General features: G+C 58.7%; 17 protein-coding genes and 5 tRNA genes. 6 read left to right on the top strand and 16 right to left on the bottom strand.

Translation table 11 applies throughout. From position 1 onward, the window contains the following. Positions 1-88: 88 nt before the first annotated feature. The 15 genes from ribF to ACKXGA_RS14500 form a co-directional block, all read right to left on the bottom strand. Entirely contained in the window at positions 89-1,009 is a 921-nt protein-coding gene (gene ribF / locus ACKXGA_RS14570) for a riboflavin biosynthesis protein RibF (protein WP_097770984.1), read from the bottom strand. A 6-nt stretch (positions 1,010-1,015) separates the two neighbouring features. Beyond that, positions 1,016-1,900 carry a tRNA pseudouridine(55) synthase TruB gene (gene truB / locus ACKXGA_RS14565; protein WP_154276479.1) on the bottom strand — a complete coding sequence of 295 codons (885 nt, stop codon included), beginning with the start codon at positions 1,898-1,900 and terminating at the stop codon, positions 1,016-1,018. After that, positions 1,900-2,889 (bottom strand): DHH family phosphoesterase, encoded by a 990-nt coding sequence (locus tag ACKXGA_RS14560; RefSeq protein WP_097772524.1) that lies wholly within the window; start codon positions 2,887-2,889, stop codon positions 1,900-1,902. Before ACKXGA_RS14560 ends, truB begins: the two co-directional genes overlap by 1 nt. Positions 2,890-2,906: 17 nt before the next feature. After that, on the bottom strand, positions 2,907-3,296 hold the full coding sequence (rbfA, locus tag ACKXGA_RS14555) for a 30S ribosome-binding factor RbfA (RefSeq protein WP_097772525.1): 390 nt from the start codon (positions 3,294-3,296) through the stop codon (positions 2,907-2,909). Positions 3,297-3,433: 137 nt separating this feature from the next. Further along, positions 3,434-5,911, bottom strand: a complete 2,478-nt coding sequence (gene infB, locus ACKXGA_RS14550) for a translation initiation factor IF-2 (protein ID WP_097770980.1) — start codon at positions 5,909-5,911, stop codon at positions 3,434-3,436. After that, positions 5,908-6,285 (bottom strand): L7Ae/L30e/S12e/Gadd45 family ribosomal protein, encoded by a 378-nt coding sequence (locus ACKXGA_RS14545; RefSeq protein WP_223453768.1) that lies wholly within the window; start codon positions 6,283-6,285, stop codon positions 5,908-5,910. Before ACKXGA_RS14545 ends, infB begins: the two co-directional genes overlap by 4 nt. Beyond that, positions 6,272-6,568 (bottom strand): RNase P modulator RnpM, encoded by a 297-nt coding sequence (gene rnpM / locus ACKXGA_RS14540; protein ID WP_005933128.1) that lies wholly within the window; start codon positions 6,566-6,568, stop codon positions 6,272-6,274. Before rnpM ends, ACKXGA_RS14545 begins: the two co-directional genes overlap by 14 nt. Positions 6,569-6,604: 36 nt before the next feature. Continuing rightward, positions 6,605-7,720, bottom strand: a complete 1,116-nt coding sequence (gene nusA / locus ACKXGA_RS14535; protein WP_097770979.1) for a transcription termination factor NusA — start codon at positions 7,718-7,720, stop codon at positions 6,605-6,607. A 35-nt stretch (positions 7,721-7,755) separates the two neighbouring features. Then, positions 7,756-8,247 carry a ribosome maturation factor RimP gene (gene rimP, locus ACKXGA_RS14530; RefSeq protein WP_423729762.1) on the bottom strand — a complete coding sequence of 164 codons (492 nt, stop codon included), beginning with the start codon at positions 8,245-8,247 and terminating at the stop codon, positions 7,756-7,758. Between the two features lie 177 nt (positions 8,248-8,424). Continuing rightward, positions 8,425-8,901 (bottom strand): hypothetical protein, encoded by a 477-nt coding sequence (locus tag ACKXGA_RS14525; protein ID WP_423729761.1) that lies wholly within the window; start codon positions 8,899-8,901, stop codon positions 8,425-8,427. Between the two features lie 220 nt (positions 8,902-9,121). Then, positions 9,122-10,363, bottom strand: a complete 1,242-nt coding sequence (locus ACKXGA_RS14520; RefSeq protein WP_423729760.1) for an aminopeptidase — start codon at positions 10,361-10,363, stop codon at positions 9,122-9,124. Between the two features lie 496 nt (positions 10,364-10,859). Then, positions 10,860-12,281, bottom strand: a complete 1,422-nt coding sequence (locus tag ACKXGA_RS14515; protein ID WP_097772530.1) for a glycine--tRNA ligase — start codon at positions 12,279-12,281, stop codon at positions 10,860-10,862. Between the two features lie 239 nt (positions 12,282-12,520). Further along, positions 12,521-13,006 (bottom strand): 23S rRNA (pseudouridine(1915)-N(3))-methyltransferase RlmH, encoded by a 486-nt coding sequence (gene rlmH, locus ACKXGA_RS14510; protein WP_097770974.1) that lies wholly within the window; start codon positions 13,004-13,006, stop codon positions 12,521-12,523. 211 nt (positions 13,007-13,217) lie between these two features. Beyond that, on the bottom strand, positions 13,218-15,467 hold the full coding sequence (locus tag ACKXGA_RS14505; RefSeq protein ID WP_423729759.1) for a DNA gyrase subunit A: 2,250 nt from the start codon (positions 15,465-15,467) through the stop codon (positions 13,218-13,220). 184 nt (positions 15,468-15,651) lie between these two features. Then, the gene (locus ACKXGA_RS14500) at positions 15,652-17,643 is read right to left on the bottom strand and encodes a DNA gyrase/topoisomerase IV subunit B (RefSeq protein WP_423729758.1); all 1,992 of its coding nucleotides are present in this window, start codon (positions 17,641-17,643) and stop codon (positions 15,652-15,654) included. Positions 17,644-17,969: 326 nt separating this feature from the next. Here ACKXGA_RS14500 and ACKXGA_RS14495 point away from each other — a divergent pair. From ACKXGA_RS14495 to recG, 6 genes are all read left to right on the top strand, one after another. After that, positions 17,970-18,045: transfer RNA gene (locus tag ACKXGA_RS14495), tRNA-Phe, on the top strand. A gap of 40 nt (positions 18,046-18,085) precedes the next feature. Then, a tRNA-Gly gene (locus tag ACKXGA_RS14490) sits at positions 18,086-18,161 on the top strand. Between the two features lie 30 nt (positions 18,162-18,191). Continuing rightward, positions 18,192-18,265, top strand: a tRNA-Asp gene (locus ACKXGA_RS14485). Positions 18,266-18,301: 36 nt separating this feature from the next. After that, positions 18,302-18,377: transfer RNA gene (locus tag ACKXGA_RS14480), tRNA-Gly, on the top strand. Between the two features lie 29 nt (positions 18,378-18,406). Then, positions 18,407-18,481: transfer RNA gene (locus ACKXGA_RS14475), tRNA-Cys, on the top strand. Positions 18,482-18,575: 94 nt separating this feature from the next. Beyond that, positions 18,576-20,636: an ATP-dependent DNA helicase RecG gene (gene recG, locus ACKXGA_RS14470; RefSeq protein WP_227611663.1), complete on the top strand. Its 2,061-nt coding sequence runs from the start codon at positions 18,576-18,578 to the stop codon at positions 20,634-20,636. 85 nt (positions 20,637-20,721) lie between these two features. On the opposite strand, the gene ACKXGA_RS14465 is transcribed toward recG, so the two are convergent. Further along, a complete protein-coding gene (locus ACKXGA_RS14465; protein ID WP_097770970.1) occupies positions 20,722-21,258 on the bottom strand; it encodes a TetR/AcrR family transcriptional regulator in 537 nt (178 codons plus the stop codon). Positions 21,259-21,295 lie beyond the last annotated feature (37 nt).

Genomic DNA, 21,295 nt, shown 5'->3' with positions numbered 1-21,295 from the left:
TACTCCCAAATGGGCATACTCCCAGCCCCGTGCCGCGGTAACATGGCTAGTATAACAGAAATCCGTGCAAAAAGCAAGAAAAATTTTACTATGCTTTTGCAAAATAGGCCTTGGCGCGCCGGGCCGCATGGTCGATGCAGGCCTTCAGCTCGTCCAGGGTATCAAACTTTTTGCTGGGACTCAGGTAGGCGTAGAACTCCACCACCGGGTCGGTGCCGTAGAGGTCGCCGGAAAAATCCGGGATAAAGGTCTCGCAGGTCACCTTGGTCTCGTCCGAATTGACAGTGGGCCGGGTCCCCAGGCCGGTGGCCGAGGGATACCAGGTATCACCGATCCGGGTGCGGGTGATATAGATGCCGTAGCGGGGCATCTGGAAGCCCGCCGGATAGATCTGGTTGATGGTGGGCACGCCCAGTGTGCGGCCCAGACCCGCCCCGTGCTGCACCGCAAAGCGGATGGCGTAGGGCATCCCCAGCATGGCGTTAGCGGCAGGCACATCGCCGCCCTCCAGTGCCGTGCGGATGCGGGTGGAGGACACCGGCTTTTCCTCAAACTGTGCCATGGGCACCACCACGACCTCCACCCCCAGCGGGGCGCAGAGCTCCTTCAGCAGCTCGGGGGTCCCGGCAGCCTTGGCACCAAAGGTAAAGTTTTCGCCGCAGAACAACGCCTTGGCGTGGCAGTCCTGCACGATGCCGTACACGAACTGCTCCGGGGTCATGGCGCGGATCTCCTCAAACTCAGGGCAGAGATAGTACTCCACTCCCAGGCTTGCGATCAGGGCATGTTTATCCTCGGTGGAGAGCAGACGGCGGCCCTTCATTTTGCTGTCAGCGGGCAGCTTGAAGGTGAACACCGCCGGGGCAGCGCCGTGGGCCTTTGCCCACTCCACTGCTCCCTCAATGACGGCACGGTGGCCGATGTGGATGCCATCGAAGTAGCCCATGGCAACAGCAGTGCCGCCCTCATGTTCCAGCGCCAGGGGCGACAGAGATGAAACGATTTGCATTGGTCGTCAGTTCCTTTCCACGAACAGCTTTTCCACCTTGAGCACACCGTTCACCACATTGGCAAGACCCAGAAACTGCCCTCCGGCGTTCCGCACACGGTAGCGGCCGTCGGCAGCGGGATAGCGGCTGGTGGGGCACCCGTTGTAGAGGTGCTGCTCCACCCGCTCGTCCGCCACCAGCAGCGGCAGGCTGGCGAACACGCTTTCCACCGGCAGCATCAGGGCCTGCAGGGCCTCCGGCCCCGCGTCCTTTGCCGCCTGGATTTCTTCCAGCGTGTGGGCATCGGCTTCGGAATACACCCCGGCAGCCACGCGGCGCAGGGCGCTCATGGTGCCCTTCTGGCCCATGGCTTCGGCGATCTCCTCCAGCAGCACCCGGATATAGGTGCCTTTGGAGCACTTTACGGTCAGGGCATACTCGTTTTCCGCAGGGCTGCCCTCGTACCGGATGTCCAGGATCTCGATCGGCCGGGCCTTGCGCTCCACAGTCTTGCCCTCACGGGCCAGCTTATAGAGCGGCTGACCATTGATCTTGACTGCCGAGTACATGGGCGGGGTCTGCATCCGGGGGCCGAGGAACTGCGGCAGAACGGCCAGCAGCTCCTGCTCCCCTGCCGTTACCGGGGCGGTCTCCAGCACAGTGCCGGTCACATCCCCGGTATCGGTGCGCTGGCCCAGCCTGAGGACAGCGCGGTAGGCCTTGGTGTGATCGAGCTGCAGATCAACTGCCTTGCTGGCCCCGCCGCAGAACACCGGCAGAACACCGGTCGCCATGGGGTCCAGCGTACCGCTGTGGCCCAGTTTCCGGGTGCCCAGAATGCCCCGCAGCTTGGCAATGACATCAAAGCTGGTCCAATCGGTGGGCTTATCAACAATGAGGATCCCCTGCATCATGCTTCCTCCTGCGGTGCATCAAGAACAGCTTCCACCTCAGAGAGGATTGCGCTCTTGGCGTTGTCAAGGTTGCCCAGCAGCTCACAGCCCGCCGCACGGGTGTGGCCGCCGCCGCCCAGACGGCGGGCAATGGCACAGGCATCCACGCCCTTGGCGGTGCGCACGCTGATGCGATAGCTGCCGCCGGGCTGCTGGCGCAGGGTCAGGCCGACCTTCACGCCCTCAATGCTGATGGGCAGGCTGGTCAGCTCTTCCAGATCCGCAGGGTCTACCCTGCTCTGCTCGATCTCATCCCGGGTCAGGTAGATGAGGGCGCAGCGGCCATCCAGATGATATTCCAGATGGTTGCGGGCGATCCGCTCGGCTTCCATCCGCTCCCGGGACTTGGTGTCAAACAGCAGGGTGTTCAGCTCCTCCACATGGGCACCGGCCTCCATCAGCTTGGCCGCAGTGATGTGGGTGCTGGCCTTGGTGGAAGAGAACTTGAAGCAGCCGGTATCCGTGGACAGGCCGGTATACAGGCAATCGGCAATGTGGGGGGTGATCTCCACATGCATGGCACAGATCACCTCGTACAGCAGCTCTGCCGCAGCGGCGGCGCTGCCGTCCAGCAGCGTGAACTCGGCGTAGCCGCTGTTGCCTGCATGGTGGTCGATACACAGGTCCACATGGCGCGTGTACTGGGGAACGCCGTTGCCCTCGCCAAACAGCTGGACGCTGGCAACATCCACAGCCACCACGATCTGCGGCTCAAATTCGCCCTTGAACAGGCGGGGGTTGGTAAATGCGTACCGGCCGGGGATGGGGTCGGCGCAGAGCACGGCTGCGTGTTTTTCCAGTGCAAGCAGCGCATAGTAGAGCGCGCTGCCGCAGCCGACCGTATCACCATCCGGGTTTTTGTGGCACAGAATCAAGATGTTATCCGCAGCAAGCAGCTTTTCTGCCATCTGCTGTACATTCAGCTGTTCTGTCATCCCATGTTCCATCCTTTCCGCAAGGCTGATTATTCCTCGGTCTCTTCCGGCTGGCTGGTTTCCTCAGCGTCACCGTTCACGTTCAGCGTGCGGAGCAGCTCGTTGATGTGGGCTGCGTAGGCGGCACCGTCGTCCTCCACAAAGATGAAGCGCGGAGCCTTCCGGATGTGCATCTTCTTGCTGACCTCGGTGCGCACATGGCCTGCGGCACGGTTCAGTGCCTCGATGGCGGGCTTGGGGCCGTCCTCGCGGCCCATCACGCTCACATAGACCTTTGCAACATCCAGGTCAGGTGTCACATCCAGACGGGTGACGGTCAGCAGACCGCCCTCCAGGCGGGGGTCCTTCAGCCGTCCGATGATGGCAATGACCTCACGCTTCATATCCTGGGCAAGACGACCCATATTTTTCTGAGACATAAATTTCTCCTATAATAACCTCTCCGTCATTGCTTCGCAATGCCACCTCTCCTGATAGGAGAGGCAAGCACACGCCCTGCCCAGCTCCCCTGCCAGGGGAGCTGGCGAGCGGATGCGAGCCTGAGAGGTTTTTTCAATTAGTCCCGATATTCTTCCATCTTGAAGGCCTCGTAAACGTCGCCTTCCTTGACATCGGCAAACTTTGCCAGCGTAACGCCGCACTCGTAGCCCTCGGCCACTTCCTTGGCATCATCCTTGAAGCGCTTCAGAGATGCGATCTCGTCCTCCGTGATGACGATGCCGTCACGGACAACGCGCACCTTGCTGTCGCGGGTGATCTTGCCGCTGGTCACGCGGCAGCCTGCAACGGTGCCCACGTTGCTGATCTTGTAGACCTGACGGACCTGCAGCTCACCCAGAGCGACCTCGCGGAACTTGGGAGCCAGCATGCCCTTCATAGCATCGGTAACATCGTTGATGGCATCGTAGATGACGCGGTACATCCGCATCTCGACCTTGGTGGCAGCGGCTTCTTCCTTGGCCACGTTGTCGGGGCGGACATTGAAGCCGATGATGATGGCGTTGGAGGCATCGGCCAGGTCAACGTCGGACTTGCTGATGGCACCGACACCGGCGTGGATGACGCGGACGCGCACCTCATCATTGGAGATCTTCTCCAGGCTCTGCTTGACGGCCTCGGCGGAGCCCTGCACATCAGCCTTGACGACAATGGCCAGCTCCTTCATATCGTTCTGTGCCATCTGGCTGAACAGGTTATCCAGAGTGACCTTCTGGAAGGAGGAGAACTGCTTCTCCTTGGCAGCGGCAATGCGCTGCTCTGCCAGCTCACGGGCCAGACGCTCGTCGGCAACGGCCTCGAACAGGTCGCCTGCCTCGGGCACAGCGGTCAGGCCGGTGATCTCCACGGGGGTGGAGGGGCCTGCATCGTTCAGCAGCATGCCCTTGTCGCTGCGCATGGTACGCACACGGCCCACAGCAGTACCGGCAATGATGACATCACCGGCATGCAGGGTGCCGTTCTGCACCAGAATGGTGGCGATGGGGCCCTGGCCCTTGTCCAGACGAGCCTCAACAACAGCACCCTTGGCGCGGCGGTTGGGGTTGGCCTTGAGCTCCATGACCTCGGCCTCCAGCGCGATCCGCTCCAGCAGGTCGTTGATGCCCATGCCGGTCAGTGCAGAAACGGGGATGCAGGCAACGTCGCCGCCCCAGTCCTCGGTGATGATGCCGTACTTGGTCAGGCCTTCCATCACGCGCTCGGGGTTTGCAGTGGGCTTATCCATCTTGTTCATGGCCACGATGATCTTGACATTGGCAGCCTTGGCATGGTTGATGGACTCCACGGTCTGGGGCATGATGCCGTCATCGGCGGCAACGACCAGAACAGCGATATCGGTCATGTTGGCACCGCGGGCACGCATGGAGGTGAATGCCTCGTGGCCCGGCGTATCCAGGAAGGTGATCAGGCTGTCGTTGATCTTGACCTGATATGCACCAATGGCCTGGGTGATGCCGCCAGCCTCGCCTGCGGTGACATTGGTCTTGCGGATGGCATCCAGGATACTGGTCTTGCCGTGGTCAACGTGGCCCATGACACAGACAACGGGGGGACGCTCCACCAGATCCTCGGCGGAATCCTCCTCCTGGGTGAACAGGCGCTCCTCGATGGTCACATGCACCTCGTGCTCGACCTTTGCGTGGAACTCCTCAGCCAGCAGAGATGCGGTATCGAAATCGATCACATCGTTGATGGCGTGCATCTCGCCCATCTGCATGAACTTGGCAATGACCTTGCCGGCCTGCTGCTTCAGGCGGGCAGCCAGCTCACCGACGGTGATCTCATCGGGGATCATCACCTTCAGCTGTGCGTTGCGGGCCTTTTCCAGCTGGATGCGCTGCAGGCGCTCGAACTCGGTCTCGCGCTTGCCCTTCTGGAACTGCTGGCGCTGGCGCTGGCCGCGCTGGGTGAACTTCTGCTTGTTGCCCTGCGGGGTGGGCTTGCGGCGGTTCTCGGTGTTCTTGGTGGAAGCCAGATCGTCGTAGCGGGCATCAAAGCGGTCCACGTTCACATCCACGGTGCGGGTATCGACCGTCACCTGGCTGTCCTCGCGGCGGACAGAAACGGACTGAGCCGGGGCAGCAGAGGCCTTGGCACCGGTCTCGCGGGCCAGCTCGCTCAGAGAGACAGTCTTCTCCTCGCGCTTCTTGTGCTGCTCGTTCTTCTTCTCGCCGTGCTTATTGTTGTTATTGTTTGCCTTGGGCTGCTCTGCCTTTGCGGCAGGGGCAGCGGGCTTTGCCTCGGGCTTCTTCTCAGCAGCCTTGGGCTCTGCCTTTTTCTCCGCAGGCTTCTCGGCCTTTTTCTCCGCCTTCTTTTCAGGCTGGGCAGGCTGCTTTGCGCTGTTCAGGTACTCGTCCAGGCTGGCAACGCTGTTGTCCTTGCTGAATTTCTCCAGCAGGTAGTTCAGCTCGTTTTCCTCCAGGGTGGAACTGTTCTTCTTGCCGGTGCTGCCCATGGCAGCCAGCTCATCCAGGACCTTTTTTGCAGAAACATTCAGATCCTTTGCAAAATCGCTCACTTTATATTTTACGGTCATTCGCTCATATCCTCCTCATTTTTGATTGCCCCGCAGTCCGAAAGACGGTCAAAGCAGAGCTTTGCGAGGTTGCGGTCAGTCACCGCGTAAACAGCCACAGGCTTGCGGCTGATATCGGCCAGGCGGTCCTGGGTCAGCGGCATGGTGATCACGTCCACCAGGTCGCCCACAGCGTAGTTCAGGCGCTGCACGGTCTTGGCGCTGGCATCGGACGCGACCATTACCAGCCATGCCTTGCTCTTGACGCAGGCATCTTCCACGGCATCAAAGCCCATGGTCAGCGCGCCTGCCTTGCGGCAGAGGCTCAGCGCCTGAAACAGCGCTTCTTCCGGGGCCATTTTGGGCTTTTCGGGGGTATTGTTATGCTTCGCCATTCGGCTGGGCCTCCTTTTCCACATCGGCCAGCTGTGCGGCCAGCGCATCGTAAACCTCGGCGGGAACCGGCTGCTCAAAGCAGCGCTCCAGCGCCTTTTTCTTTTTGGCCTTTGCCAGACAGGCCGGGTCCGGGCAGAGGTAAGCGCCGCGGCCCGGCTTCTTGCCCACGGGGTCGATGCTGATCTCGCCGCTGGGGGCGCGCACCACCCGCACCAGTTCCTTTTTGGGGCGGCTGGTCATGCAGCCAATGCACTGGCGGGCAGGGATCTTTTTTTGTGCCATCCGGTTTCCCTCCTTCAGGTGCGGTCACAGCCGCTCTTACTCTGCGTCCTCGGTCTTGGGCTCGGCAGCCTTGGGCTCCTCGTCCTCGCCGTAGTAGCCGCTCTCGGGACGGATGTCGATGTTGTAGCCGGTCAGGCGGGCGCACAGGCGGGCGTTCTGGCCCTTGTTGCCAATGGCCAGGCTCAGCTGCTGGTCGGGCACAGTGACGCGGCAGGAGCGGGTCTCGCCGGGCAGCAGCTCGACCTTGAGCACCTTAGCGGGGCTCAGGGCAGCGGAGATGAACTCGGAGACATCCTCGCTCCACTTGACGATATCGATCTTCTCACCGCCCAGCTTCTCGACCACAGCGGCCACACGGTCGCCGTGGGGGCCGATGCAGGCAGAAACGGGGTTGACGTTGGCATCCTTGCTCCAGACAGCCATCTTGGTGCGGGCACCGGCCTCGCGGCTGATGGCCTTGACCTCAACGGTGCCGTCATAGATCTCGGGCACTTCCAGCTCGAACAGGCGCTTGACCAGGCCCGGGTGGGTGCGGCTGATCATCACGCGGGCACCGCGCTCGCCGCTGACCACATCCACAACGTAGACCTGCAGGGTCTGGCCCTCGGTGTAGGTCTCGCCGGGCACCTGCTCGTTGCGGGGCAGGATGGCCTCGCCGCCCTTGCCCAGGTCCAGGGCCACGATGCCCTTCTCGTTGTCCACGCGGGTAACGGTGGCCTGGATGATATCATGGGCGCGGGACTGGATCTCGCTCAGCTGCTGGCTGCGCTCGGCTTCCCGGATGCCCTGACGGATGACATGCTTTGCGGTCTGGGCGGCAATGCGGCCGAAGTCCTTGGTCTTGAGGGGGGTGACAACGCGGTCGCCGACCTCATAGCTCTTGCGGATCTTCTGGGCCTCGGTGATGCCGATCTCGGCGTGCTCATCGTACCAGTCCTCATCGGCGACAACGTTCTGCACCAGAGCGACGTTGAACTTGCCGCTGTCGGGGTCGATCTCCACCAGAACGTTGTCGTCCTCGACTTCATAGTTCTTCTTGACAGCGATCACGATGGCAGCCTTGATCTTCTCGATCAGGTACTCTGCGGTGATGCCGCGCTCATGCTCCAACATGGAGAGAGCTTCAAAAAATTCATTGTTCGCTGCAGCCATTTTTCGGGTTCCTCCTAAATATCATTCTTTCTCTTTTAATCAAACAGGTCCTCGTCGTCACACAGGCGCACCGTGCTGACGGCGGAAAGCTCAAACTGCATGGGGCCGGCCGGGCCTTCGAGCGTGATGGTATTGCCTTCGCGGGAAGTCAGGAGGCCGGAAAACTCCTTAACACCGTTCTCGTTGGCCCGGTACAGCCTGACGCTGACCTTCTGGCCCAGAACGGCTTCGTAGTGCTCCGGGCGGGTCAGCTTGCGGCCCAGGCCGGGGCTGCCGACTTCCAGATAATAGCTCTGTTCAATGGGGTCCGCCTCATCCAGGATGGGGTCCAGCGCATGGGAGACATCGGCACAGGTGTCGGTGTCCATGGTGGTGCCGTCCGTTTTGTCGATGAGGACACGGAGATACCAGTCCGGCCCTTCCTTTTCAAAGACCACGTCCCACAGGCGCAGGCCCATGCCCTCCACAGTGGGGCGGACAAGCGCTTCGACTCTCTGGGCGGTATTTCCGCCAGACTGCTTCGCCATAAAAACCTCCAAACAAACAAGAAACGCGGACCTTGCGGCCCACGTTTCAGTAAAAGTTATATCGTACTATTAGAATATAGCATACTTCCGGTAATTATGCAAGGGGTTTCGTGAAATTTTGCCTTATCCTTTGCCGTACCACAGCACTTCAAGAATCAAAACCTTCTCACAATCTTCTTATGCATCATAGGTTTCCACTTCTGTTTTTGTATCTCCACACTTGGTACAGACATAATAATAAGTCACCTTGATAAAATCTCTTCCAATCGGCATATTCCGGAATTCCTCCCGGACAACCTTATCAAGATCATAATTATGCTTGCAGGTATCAGGTATAATCGGTTCCGGGGATACATCACGTGCTTTTTGTTCTGCCGCTTCAATCAAACGGAACATTTCGCTCGACTGCTGCGCCACATACTGATTTACATACGCTTCCACTTGCGTAAAATCATAGCTGGAAGTTCTTGAAGTTTCAACAAGTTCTTCTGCCTTTTCTTTTCCCAGAACCAGCTCCAGCATACTGTCAATCCGTTTCTGGGTCTCTGTTTCAAAATATCGATCGATTCTGGAGGTGTCAAACGCCGCAAAAGCCGTTGCGCCAATTGCTACTACAAAAATCAGGTTCAATAATACAGCAGTCAAACGTTTCATAATTACATCTCCCTTCGGCTTATAATGCAGTTCTGTCAAAGTACACTTCTTACAATAAAAGTATAACATGCCTTTTTTTGATGTCAATATTTTTCTTTCATGTGAAATATCTTTTGTGCATTCATACAATTATCAAGTTTCTAGTCGTTCTAAATAAGCAAAAATCCTTACAGACTAATCACAGACTGTAAGGATTTAACGAATTATTTATATTGAACGATTACAGCACCCAGACACCGTCACGGAAGAGTTCCACGATTCGTCCGTCACGGCACTTGCCGGTGATATGGCTGTCCTCTGCACCGATCATCACATCCTCATGGATGGTAGACTGGTTCATGCCGCGTTCTTCCAGCTGCTCCTTGGTCAGGCCGGTGCCGCCCTCGGTGGTGCCGGGGTAGCTGGCACCAAAGGCGATGTGGCAGGCAGCGTTCTCATCGAACAGGGTGCTGTAGAACAGCGCGCCGCTGCGGTTGATGGGGCTGGATGCGGGCACCAGTGCCACCTCACCGATATGGCGGGCACCCTCATCGGTATCCAGCAGCCGGCCCAGCAGGTCAGCGCCCTCCTCGGCTCCATGCTCAACGACCTTGCCATCCTTGAAGGTAACATGGAATCCCTTGATGAGCTGGCCATTGAACACATAGGGCTTGGTGCCGTAGACGATGCCGTCCACCTTGTCCTTGTGGGGAGCGGTGAATACTTCCTCGGTGGGGATGTTGGGCAGGAAGAACACGCCCTTCTCGTTCTTGCTGCCGGCGCTCTCCCAGCTGGCCTTCTCGGCTAGGCCCACGGTCAGGTCAGTGCCGTTGGCGCTCTCAAAGTGGACGCTCTCCAGATCAAGAGCATTCATCTTCTCGCCCAGACTGGTCAGACGGTCCAGATGTGCCTTCCACTCGTTGACGGGGTCACCGCCGGTCACGCGGCAGACATCAAAGATGAGCTGCCACAGCTTCTCGATGGCAGCATCCGTGTCCAGCTCGGGGAACATCTTCTTTGCCCAGGGGGCGCTGGGCATGGCGGCAATGGACCACTGCACCCTGTCGTTCATGGTGTACTCCCGCCAGGGAGCCATAAATTTCCGGTTGGCGGCGTTCACACGGCTGATCTTGGCACCATCCAGACCGGCGTAGACCTCAGGGTCATCCGCAATGAGGTGGAGCACGCAGACACTGCCCTCGCTCTCTGCGTAGTCAAGGTAGCGGCGCAGCTGGTAGGGCTTGCTGTCGGTCAGGGCTTCCTCGCTGCCCAGCTCCATCCGGGTGCGGGATACGGCATTGTCGCTCCAGTCCACCTGAACATCACGGGCTCCGGCCTCGAAGCCGCTGCGCACGCACAGGCGGGCCAGCGGGGCAGCCTCCAACGGGCAGCGGATGATCATGGTCTGGCCCGGCTGAGGGTTCACGCCCACCCGGACGATAAAGTCAGCGTATTTTTTGAGCAGTTCATCAAAGTTTTTCACAAAAGGTTCCTTTCTGCCGCAAGAAACGGCATGGTTGTTTTGCCCTAAGTATACCCTCTTTTTTCAATTCTGTCCATCGGATAAAAGAAAACAGACGCTTCCGTCGTTGAAAAACGGGGAAACGTCTGCTATACTAACCTTGGGAGTGCTGTCCACATACGGTAAGCGGTCTAACCTTTCCGGCCCAAGCGTCGGGGAGGCGAATATTTTTTGTCGTGCCCCTGACGCTCTGCTGCGAAAGGGGTGATGCTCTATGACGCTATTGGAAACTTTAGCCCTGCTGACGTTGCTTGCAACCGTCGGCTTTGGCGTGTTCGATATCGCATGGAAAATCTTTACACACAAAAAATGACCGCCCCATGAGCTACCAACTCGGCGGTCATTTTTTAACTGATTTGCCAGAAAGGTACTGACCGTTTGCCGGGCAGCACTCTCTTTATCTATAATATACCACAGCCCCGCCGAAATTGCAACGGCGGGGCTGTTTTTATTTGGATCAGAACTCGATCTTGCTCTCGATATAGCTCTTGAGCTCAGAGATGGGCATACGCACCTGCTCCATGGTATCACGGTCACGGACGGTGACGCAGTTGTCAGCTGCGATACCCTTGGCCTCGTCACCCACGGTGTCGAAGTCCACGGTGATGCAGTAGGGAGTGCCGATCTCATCCTCACGGCGGTAACGCTTGCCGATGGAACCGGTATCATCGTAGTCCACCATGAAGTACTTGCTCAGCTCATTGCGGATCTCCATGGCCTTGTCGCCCAGCTTCTTGCTCAGGGGCAGCACGGCGCACTTGTAGGGAGCCAGAGCCGGATGCAGGTGCAGGACGGTGCGGACATCTTCCTTGCCCTTGGCATCGACCAGATGCTCCTCATCGTAAGCCTCACACAGGAAGGCCAGCGCCACACGGTCGCAGCCCAGAGAGGGCTCGATCACGTAGGGGATGTAGTGCTCGTTGGTCTCGCTGTCGAAGTACTCCAGGCTCTTGCCGGAGGCCTCCTGATGGCGGGTCAGGTCGTAGTTGGTGCGGTCTGCAATGCCCCACAGCTCGCCCCAGTCGGTGAACGGGAAGGCATACTCGATATCAGTGGTAGCGCGGCTGTAGAAGGCCAGCTCTGCGGGCTCGTGGTCACGCAGGCGCAGGTGCTCCTTCTTGATACCCAGGCTCAGCAGCCAGTTCTCGCAGTAATCCTTCCAGTAAGCGAACCAGTCCAGATCGGTGCCGGGCTTGCAGAAGAACTCGCACTCCATCTGCTCGAACTCACGGGTGCGGAAGGTGAAGTTGCCCGGGGTGATCTCGTTGCGGAAAGCCTTGCCCACCTGGCAGACACCGAAGGGCAGCTTGCGGCGGGTGGTGCGCTGGATGTTGGCAAAGTTGACGAAAATGCCCTGTGCGGTCTCGGGACGCAGGTAGCAGGTAGAAGAGCTGTCCTCGGTGACACCGATGGCAGTCTTGAACATCAGGTTGAACTTGCGGATGGGGGTAAAGTCATGCTTGCCGCAGACAGGGCAGACGATGTCCTCGTGGTCGGCGATGAACTGATCCATCTCATCAAAGCTCATGGCATCCACATTGACCTCAGGATGCTCCTCACCGATCAGCTTATCGGCACGGTGGCGGGCCTTGCAGGCGCGGCAGTCCAGCAGGGGGTCAGAGAAGCTGGAAACGTGGCCGGTGGTCACCCAGGTCTGGGGGTTCATAATGATGGCGGCATCCAGGCCCACATTGTAGGGGCTCTCCTGGACAAACTTCTTCAGCCATGCTTTCTTGACGTTGTTCTTGAACTCAACGCCCAGGGGACCGTAGTCCCAGCTGTTGGCAAGACCGCCATAGATCTCAGAACCGGGGAACACGTAACCACGGTTCTTGCAGAGATTGACGATCATATCAAGGGTCTTTTCGCTCTGTTCCATTGTAATAACATCCTTTCCGTCCGCGGCTGGCTTGCCGTGTCGTGTGTGTTGTTTCGGGCAGCTTTCCCCACTGCCGCGTATCTCTACTTTATCATGTTTTCTTATATTTGTAAAGCAAAAGGCCGCTGCATTTCTGCAACGGCCCTTTCTTTCTGAGAAACAGGCGGGTTGACGTTTCCCGCATCTCCTAACACCGGGCGACGGTTGCCTGTTCCGTCCTCTGTTTCTCTTTGCAAGTTTTACTTATGATACTTCATACCGGCATTGATGGTACAGGCCCGGTAGATCTGTTCGGTCAGCACCAGGCGGGCCAGCTGATGGGGCATGGTGATGCGGCCCATACTGAATCTGAGGGCTGCGGCTTTTTTCACCTCATCGGACAGGCCGTGGGAGGAGCCGATGACGAACGCCACATCCCCTGCCCCGCTGTTTGCGCGGTCGGCCAGGAACTGCGCCAGCTCATCGGAGGAGATCTGCCTGCCCTCAATGCACATGGCAACGATGGCAGCACCCTTGCGCACATTGGAGAGGATGGCTTTTCCTTCCTTCTCCAGTGCTTTTTTCACCACAGCATCGGAGGCATTTTTCTCCTCGATCTTTTCCTCCGGCAGCTCGATGATCCGGAATGCCGCAAAGGCAGCCAGACGCTTCTGGTACTCTGCCACGCCCTCGGCAAAATATTTTGCGTTCATTTTACCAATACAGATCAGGTCAATATTCTGCATTACAGCTTCCTCTTTTCAGGATAAACGATTTAAAATTGTCTCCGCTACTGCTTGAACTCCCTCAGTCACGGCTTACGCCGTGCCAGCTCCCTCGGAGAGGGAGCCTCTGGCGAAACCGGATACTTTGCAATTCAAGCAAAAGCTTTCCCGCCATGCCAAAGGCCCCATCCTAGAGGGGGCTGTCGAGCGAATGCGAGACTGGGGGAGTTTTTTACAGCATTGTCAGCTGCTCGCCCTCGTCCTCGGCGCGGATGAGCGCACCGGTGGCGGGCAGGCTGCGGACACGGTAGCGGTGGGGGTTGGCAAGCTCCAGCGTTTCCGCCGGGACGACAGATGCAATGGTCTGGTTCTTTTTCAGGGTCACAACAGCAACACCCTGGCTGTCGCGGGTGGTCTTGGCAGCGATCTGCGCCGTGTTGACCAGCAGCATCCGGCCAGCGCTGGTGCGGATGGCCAGCTCCGTGTCCTCGGGCAGGAAGAGCAGCTTTGCCAGCGGCTCCTTGTCGGAGTAGGCCTTGAGCAGCTTGCGGCGGTTCTGCTTGGTGGCGTAAGAGGCCAGCGGGATCTTTGCGCACTTGCCGCCCGCAAAGAAGAAGAGAACATAGCCGCTGTAATCGCCCGTGATGACCATGGCGAGGATATTTTCACCCTCATCCATTCCCAGACGGCCCGGCAGGTAGATGCCCATCTGGGCCACCTTGCCATCCTCCAGCTCGTTCAGGCGCACCTTGTACACCTGCTGTTTGTCGGTAAAGAAGAGGGCCTCCACATTGTTCCGCGTCTCCACCTGATGGATGATCTCATCGCCCTCTTTCAGCTTGTGGGCACCGGCGGTGCGCAGGCTCTGGGGCGGGATCTTTTTCAGGTAGCCCTCACGGGTGAAGAACACGGTAACAGGATAATCCGGGATGGATTCCTCTTCGGCACCGCTCTCCTCCTCGGGCAGATCATACAGGATCTCGCTGCGGCGGGGCTGGGCGTACTTTTTGGCCACATCGTTCAGCTCATTGATGATGATGCGGCGGATGCGGGCAGGCTTTGCCAGAATATCGTTCAGGTCGGCAATGTCCTTTTCCAGCTGTTCGATCTCACCCGTCCGCTTGAGGATATACTCCCGGTTCAGGTGACGCAGCTTGATCTCAGCCACATAGTCGGCCTGCACCTCGTCGATGCCAAAGCCGATCATCAGGTTGGGCACCACCTCGGTCTCCTCCTCGGTGGTGCGGATGATATGGATGGCCTTATCGATATCCAGCAGGATGGCGGCAAGGCCCTTGAGCAGGTGGAGCCGATTTTCCTTGCCGTGGAGATCGTAGTAGGTGCGGCGGCGGACACACTCCATGCGGAAAGCGGTCCACTCCTGCAGGATCTCCCGCACGCCCATGACCCGGGGCTGACCGGACACCAGCACGTTGAAGTTGCAGCTAAAGCTGTCCTCCAGCGGGGTGGTCTTGTAGAGCTTGGCCATCAGCTTTTCCGGGTCCACGCCGCGCTTGAGATCAAGGGTCAGCTTGAGGCCGTTCAGGTCGGTCTCATCCCGCATATCGCTGATCTCTTTGATCTTGCCCGCCTTGACCAATTCGGCGATCTTGTCCATGATGGCTTCCACAGTGGTGGTAGGCGGGATCTGCGTGATCTCCAGCATATTCTCGCCGGGCACCACATTGTACCGGGCACGCACCTTGATGCTGCCCCGGCCATTCTCATAGACCTCCCGCATCTGGGCCTCATCGTACAGGATCTGGCCGCCGCCCACGAAATCCGGGGCAGGCATGGTGGTGGAGATATCGTGTTTGGGATCCTTCATCAGGGCCACGGTGGTGGCGCACAGCTCTGCCAGATTGAAGGAGCAGATGTTGCAGGCCATGCCGACTGCAATGCCCAGGGTATTGTTGGCCAGAATGGTGGGGAAGGTCACGGGCAGCAGGGTCGGCTCGGTGGTGGTGCCGTCGTAGTTGGGCACAAAGTCCACGGTCTCCTTATCGATATCCCGGAACAGTTCCTCGCAGACTCCCTCGAGCTTGGCCTCGGTATAACGGGCAGCGGCGCAGGACATATCCCGGCTGTACGCCTTGCCAAAGTTGCCCTTGCTGTCCACAAAGGGCACCAGCAGGCTCTCGTTGCCCCGGCCCATGCGCACCATGGTATCGTAGATGGCGGCATCACCGTGGGGGTTCAGGTGCATGGTGCTGCCCACGATGTTGGCCGACTTGGTGCGGGCACCCTTCAGCAGGCCCATCCCGTACATGGTGTACAGCAGCTTGCGGTGGGCGGGCTTGAAGCCATCGATCTCGGGCAGGGCGCGGGAGACGATGACACTCATCGCGTAGGGCATATAGTTGGTCTCCAGCGTGCTGGTGATGGGATCTTCCAGCACACTGCCCGCGTTCAGGATCTCAACGCCGTCGCCCAGCTGCGGGCGGACAGGCTTGGTCGTTTTTTTGGTTGTTCGTTTTGCCATTTTTGCTCCTCTATATCAGCATCTATATCCCGGATTCAACCCCTCAGTCTCGCATACGCTCGACAGCCCCCCTAATAGTGGGGCCCTTGGCATAGAGGGGAACTCGCAGGGCGTTCCGCAACGCCAGAGCCTCCCCTACTAGGGGAGGTGGCAATGCAAAGCATTGACGGAGGGGTTTATCTCGTCAGCTCACATCCAGATCATCCAGATATTCCGCGCCGTGCTGTGCAATATGTTCTTTGCGTCCGGCAAGGTTATCTCCCAGCAGCAGGTCAAACACCCGGGCCGTTTCCTCCACGTCCGTGGGCAGCACCTTGATCAGGCGGCGGCTCTCGGGGTTCATGGTGGTCAGCCACATCATCTCGGGGTCGTTTTCGCCCAGACCTTTGGAGCGCTGGATGGTATACTTTTTGTCGCCGATCTCCTTCAGGAAAGCTGCCTTTTCCAGCTCGGTGTAGGCAAAATAGGTGTGGTCCTTTGTGGTGATCTCATACAGCGGCGATTCCGCGATATAGACATAGCCCTCGTTGATCAGAGTGGGGGTCAGCCGGTAGAGCATGGTCAGCACCAGCGTACGAATCTGGTAGCCGTCCACGTCAGCATCGGTACAGATGACGATTTTGTTGTAGCGCAGGTTATCGATGTTGAAGGTGGCAAGCTCCTTGTTGTGCTTGCCGCCCAGCTCCACGCCGCAGCCCATGACCTTGATAAGGTCCACGATGACATCGGACTTGAAGATGCGGGCATAATCGGCCTTCAGGCAGTTCAGGATCTTGCCGCGGATGGGCATGATGGCCTGATATTCACTGTCGCGGCTCTGCTTGACCGCGCCCATAGCGGAATCGCCCTCCACAATGTAGAGCTCCCGGCGGGAAGCATCCTTGGTGCGGCAGTCCACGAACTTCTGCACCCGGTTGGCCAGATCGATCTGGGTGGAGAGCGTCTTTTTGATGCTCTGGCGGGTCTTTTCGGCGTGCTCGCGGCTCTGCTTGTTCACCAGCACCTGCTGGCAGATCTTCTGGGCCTCCTCCGGCTTTTCAAGGAAGTAGACCTCCAGGTAATGCTTGAGGAAATCAGTCATGGCCTGCGAGACGAACTTGTTCGTGATGGCCTTCTTGGTCTGGTTTTCGTAGCTGGTGCGGGTGGAGAAGCTGGACGAGACGTAGACCAGGCAGTCCTGCACATCCTGGAAGCTGATGGCGCTCTCGCCCTTCTTATAGAGGTTCTTGTCCTTCAGGTATTTGTTGATCTGGTAGACAAAAGCCGTGCGGACGGCGTGCTCGGGGCTGCCGCCGTGTTCCAGCCAGGAGGAGTTGTGATAGTATTCCAGCAGCTGCACCTTATTGGAGAAGCAGAAGGCAGCGCTCATCCGCACCTTATAATCCGGCTGATCCTCACGGTCACGGCCGGAGGCCTCGCTTTCGCAGCTGAACACCGGGGTCAGGGTATCCTCTCCTGCCACCTCCTGCACATAGTCGGCGATGCCGTTCTGGTAGCACCAGCTCTCCTTCCAGGGCTTGCCGGTGGCGGGGTCCTTCTCCTTTTCGTCCGTAAAGTTCAGGGTCAGGCCCGCGTTGACCACGGCCTGACGGCGCAGCACATCCTTATAGTAGCTGCCGGGCACGTCAATGTCCGTAAACACCTCATCGTCGGGCTTCCAGTGGATGATGCTGCCGGTACGGCGGCCCTTGTAGGGCTCCTTCTGCAGGCCGCCCACATTCTCGCCCCTTTTGAAGTCGAGGTGGTAATGAAAGCCGTCGCGGTAGATATCGGCGGTCATCCAGGCAGAAGCGTACTGGGTGGCGCACAGGCCCAGGCCATTCAGGCCCAGGCTGAACTCGTAGTTATCCTCACCCTCACCGTATTTGCCGCCCGCGTACATCTCACAGAACAGCAGCTCCCAGTTGTAGCGGCCCTCGCCGTTGTTCCAGTCCACGGGCATACCGCGGCCAAAATCCTCCACGATCACGCTGCCGTCCTTGCAGCGGGTCACATTGATGGTATCGCCGTGGCCATCACGGGCTTCATCGATGGAGTTGGAGACGATCTCAAAAATAGAGTGGGCGCAGCCTTCCACGCCGTCTGAGCCAAAGATGACGGCCGGGCGCTTGCGCACACGGTCGGCACCCTTCAGCGAAGTAATACTTTCGTTGCCATATTCCTGTTTTCTTGCCATGCTGTCCTCCGGGCCTGTTCTCTTGTAATAAGCAGGTCGTCAAATCAAAACGCCTTTGCTCTTTCCCTTATAATAAGTATAAGCGATGTGTAAAGAGCAAAAGCGTCGGTGTTCTTTTCTTTTATTAAACCATAGGTTGTATTACTTGTCAATTTCTTCGGGCAGATTTCTTGTCCTCCCGATCCGGCAAAAAAGCGCTCAAAAAGTCATTCTTATTTTGCACGTTGAAACGCATAAAACGAAAAAAGTTTCAGTTTTTTTCAAAAAATTTGAATTTACCCCTTTACAAAATCAAAATTTCAGGTATAATAATCATCGTCCGGTGCGCCTCTGTAGCTCAGTCGGTAGAGCAGGGGACTGAAAATCCCCGTGTCATTGGTTCGATTCCGATCGGAGGCACCACCTTTCAGAAGAACAAGAATTACTCCTGTTCCTCTGATATGCGGCCGTAGCTCATCTGGTAGAGCGCCACCTTGCCAAGGTGGAGGTAGCGAGTTCGAGCCTCGTCGGCCGCTCCATAACGGAGTGGTAATAATCACTCCGGATATGGCCCGGTAGCTCAGTTGGTTAGAGCACCAGCCTGTCACGCTGGGGGTCGTCGGTTCGAGCCCGATCCGGGTCGTCTTTCCCTGTGGTGCAAGGGTAAATGCACCAATATGCGGCCGTAGCTCATCTGGTAGAGCGCCACCTTGCCAAGGTGGAGGTAGCGAGTTCGAGCCTCGTCGGCCGCTCCAAATGGAGTGGAAATATTCACTCCAAATATGGTGACGTGGCCAAGTGGTAAGGCAAGGGTCTGCAAAACCCTCATCCACCAGTTCAAATCTGGTCGTCACCTCCAAAAGTTCCCGGAAGCTGCGGCTTCCGGGATTTTTTGTTTTCTTTTGCCGCCGGACGTGCTAGAATAAAGAAAACCACGAGAGGAGTCTCCTGCCATGCCCGCTGAACATCACACCACCCTGACCCCGGACACGCCGGTGCGCTACCTCAAGGGCGTGGGGCCCAAGACCGCCGAGCGGTTCGAGAAGCTGGGCATCGTGACACTGGCCGATCTGCTCTGCCACTATCCCCGGCGGTACATCGATTTTTCCCGTCCCTACTCCATTGCCGAGGCCCCGCCAGACACCGAGTGCGTGGTGAAGGCCGAGGTGTTCGCCAAACCTGCTGGGCGCATCCTGCCGGGCGGGCGGCGGATGGAGCGCATCACCGCCGGGGATGATGTTTCCAGCCTGGAGATCACCTGGTTCAACAATCCCTATGCCACCCAGAAGCTGGAGCTGGGGCAGGAATACTATTTTGAGGGCATCGTGACCGGCGGGATGCTTCGCCGTCAGATGGTCAACCCGCAGGTGCGCACAGCGGCACAGATCACCGCCGCTCCCTTCGAGGCCGTTTACCCCCAGACCGAGGGGCTTTCCAGCACTGTGATCGCAAAATGCATCCGGCAGCTGCTCCCCCATGCGGAACTCCTGCCCGACCCGCTGCCAGAGGAGATGCTGAAAAAATACCGCCTGCTCTCCAAGGCCGATGCCGTGCGGGCCATCCACTGCCCTGCCACGGAAGAGGAGGCTTTTGCAGCCCGGCGGCGGCTCATCTACGAGGAGCTGCTGGTGCTCCAGTTGGGCATTGGACGAATGAAGAACCGGGGCAGCGCCTCCACCGGTGCACCCATGCAGCGGCTCGACCCGGCCCCCTTCTGGGCATCGCTCCCCTTCTCCCCCACCGGTGCCCAGCGCCGGGCCGTAGACGAAATTCTGACCGATCTGTCCGGCAGTACCTCCATGAACCGCCTTTTGCAGGGCGATGTGGGCAGCGGCAAGACGCTGGTTGCCGCCGCCGCCATCTGGGCCTGCATCCGCAGCGGATACCAGGCGGCCCTGCTGGCCCCCACCGAGATCCTTGCCGCCCAGCACGCAGAGAATCTGAACCGGATGCTGGCCCCCTTCGGGATGCGTGTGGCCCTGCTGACCGGCGGCATGAAGGCCGCCGCCCGCCGCACCACGCTGGCTGCTATCCGCAGTGACGAAGCCGACCTTGTGGTGGGCACCCACGCCATCCTGAGTGAGGGCGTGGAGTTTGCCCGGCTGGGTCTGGCTGTGGTGGACGAGCAGCATCGCTTCGGCGTGCGCCAGCGCGGAATGCTGGCCGAAAAGGCCGCGAACCCCCATCTGCTGGTGATGAGCGCCACGCCCATTCCACGCACACTGGGCCTGCTGATCTACGGCGATCTGGACATCTCTATCCTTGATGAGCTGCCCCCGGGCCGCAAGCCCGTCAAGACCCGGTGCATCACCGGAAAAAAGCGGCGGGATCTCTACGGTTTTCTCGACCGGGAGATCGGAGCCGGACGGCAGGTATATATCGTCTGTCCCGCCATCGAGGACACGCCGGACGGCGGGCTGAACGCCGTGAAGAGTTACTACGAGGACATTGCCAAAGCCCTTCTCCCCGACCGCCGGGTCGGCCTGATGCACGGTAAGCTCAAGCCAAAGGAAAAAGCCGCTGTAATGGACGATTTCAAAGCCGGCCGGCTGGACGCACTGGTATCCACCACTGTCATCGAGGTGGGCGTGGATGTCCCCAACGCCACCGTCATGGTCATCGAGAATGCCGAGCGCTACGGCCTGAGCGCCCTGCACCAGCTGCGGGGCCGCGTGGGCCGAGGTGCCGCCGAGAGCTGGTGCTTCCTTGTCAGCGACAACACCGCCGAGAGCGTCCAGAAGCGACTCAAGTTCCTCTGCTCCACCTCAGACGGCTTTGCCGTGGCGCAGTTCGACCTTGAGACCCGCGGCCCCGGCGACTTTTTCGGCAGCCGACAGCACGGCCTGCCCACCCTGCAGATCGCCGACCTGATGAACGACACCCGCACCCTTCACGCCGCTCAGGCCGAGGCCGCCGCTCTGCTGGCCGCAGACCCCCTGCTGGAAGCGCCGGAGCACAGCCTGCTCGCCGCACAGGTCGAGCAGATGTTCACCAGGGCCGGAGCCATGAATTGAAACAATAAAAAGAACCGGTTTCCATGTATTTTAAATGAGAAAGGCTCCTGCGAAAGCAGGAGCCTTTCTCATTATTACCATTCTATCATCGGTTCAGGCTTTGCGCCGCTTTGGCGATCACAGCCAGCAGATCGACCAGATGTTCCACGTCCATCTGGCCGCTGTTGTTGGCAAAGGCATAGAAGCAGCCCTGCACGCAGAACGAAAGCAGAATGCCCCGGTCGGGGTCCGCTGCAAAGGTGGGGTCTTTGGCAGCCAGACGGTCTCGCAGACCCTTTTCAATGCAGTTGGCAAAGATTCCCTGCCTTGCCCCGGAGAAAAGGATGTTCACTGCCTCCTGGTTCTGAACAAAGGCATGGAACAGTTCACGGGTCAGCTGCTCTGTGTGTGCAGCGGTAAGCCCCACATTGGGCACACTGTCCAGAATGACATGGATGAGCTTGTTCTCCAACCGGCTGGACAGCTCATAGATATCCTCATAGTGGGCATAAAAGGTGGATTTGTTCACCTTGGCCAGTGTGCACAGGTCTTTGATCCTGATCTTCTCCAGCGGCTGGCGGGCACGCAGCTCCATGAATGCCTTTTCGATGGCGCGGTCAGTCTTTTCAATGCGGATGTCCAAAATAATCCACCACTTTCATTGTTTCGTTGGATATCCA

The sequence above is a fragment of the Faecalibacterium hominis (ex Afrizal et al. 2022) genome (genome assembly GCF_049545105.1).
GTDB classification, from domain to species: domain Bacteria; phylum Bacillota; class Clostridia; order Oscillospirales; family Ruminococcaceae; genus Faecalibacterium; species Faecalibacterium duncaniae.
The sequence above is the reverse complement of the archived record's forward strand: the minus strand, read 5'-3'. Positions and strand labels throughout refer to the sequence as shown.

Bases quoted from the DNA above. Each gene is read 5' to 3' on its own strand.
- ribF (WP_097770984.1), bottom strand. From the start codon at position 1,009: ATGCAAATCGTTTCATCTCTGTCGCCCCTGGCGCTGGAACATGAGGGC.
- truB (WP_154276479.1), bottom strand. From the start codon at position 1,900: ATGCAGGGGATCCTCATTGTTGATAAGCCCACCGATTGGACCAGCTTT.
- ACKXGA_RS14560 (WP_097772524.1), bottom strand. From the start codon at position 2,889: ATGGAACATGGGATGACAGAACAGCTGAATGTACAGCAGATGGCAGAA.
- rbfA (WP_097772525.1), bottom strand. From the start codon at position 3,296: ATGTCTCAGAAAAATATGGGTCGTCTTGCCCAGGATATGAAGCGTGAG.
- infB (WP_097770980.1), bottom strand. From the start codon at position 5,911: ATGACCGTAAAATATAAAGTGAGCGATTTTGCAAAGGATCTGAATGTT.
- ACKXGA_RS14545 (WP_223453768.1), bottom strand. From the start codon at position 6,285: ATGGCGAAGCATAACAATACCCCCGAAAAGCCCAAAATGGCCCCGGAA.
- rnpM (WP_005933128.1), bottom strand. From the start codon at position 6,568: ATGGCACAAAAAAAGATCCCTGCCCGCCAGTGCATTGGCTGCATGACC.
- nusA (WP_097770979.1), bottom strand. From the start codon at position 7,720: ATGGCTGCAGCGAACAATGAATTTTTTGAAGCTCTCTCCATGTTGGAG.
- rimP (WP_423729762.1), bottom strand. From the start codon at position 8,247: ATGGCGAAGCAGTCTGGCGGAAATACCGCCCAGAGAGTCGAAGCGCTT.
- ACKXGA_RS14525 (WP_423729761.1), bottom strand. From the start codon at position 8,901: ATGAAACGTTTGACTGCTGTATTATTGAACCTGATTTTTGTAGTAGCA.
- ACKXGA_RS14515 (WP_097772530.1), bottom strand. From the start codon at position 12,281: ATGGAACAGAGCGAAAAGACCCTTGATATGATCGTCAATCTCTGCAAG.
- rlmH (WP_097770974.1), bottom strand. From the start codon at position 13,006: ATGCAGAATATTGACCTGATCTGTATTGGTAAAATGAACGCAAAATAT.
- ACKXGA_RS14505 (WP_423729759.1), bottom strand. From the start codon at position 15,467: ATGGCAAAACGAACAACCAAAAAAACGACCAAGCCTGTCCGCCCGCAG.
- ACKXGA_RS14500 (WP_423729758.1), bottom strand. From the start codon at position 17,643: ATGGCAAGAAAACAGGAATATGGCAACGAAAGTATTACTTCGCTGAAG.
- recG (WP_227611663.1), top strand. From the start codon at position 18,576: ATGCCCGCTGAACATCACACCACCCTGACCCCGGACACGCCGGTGCGC.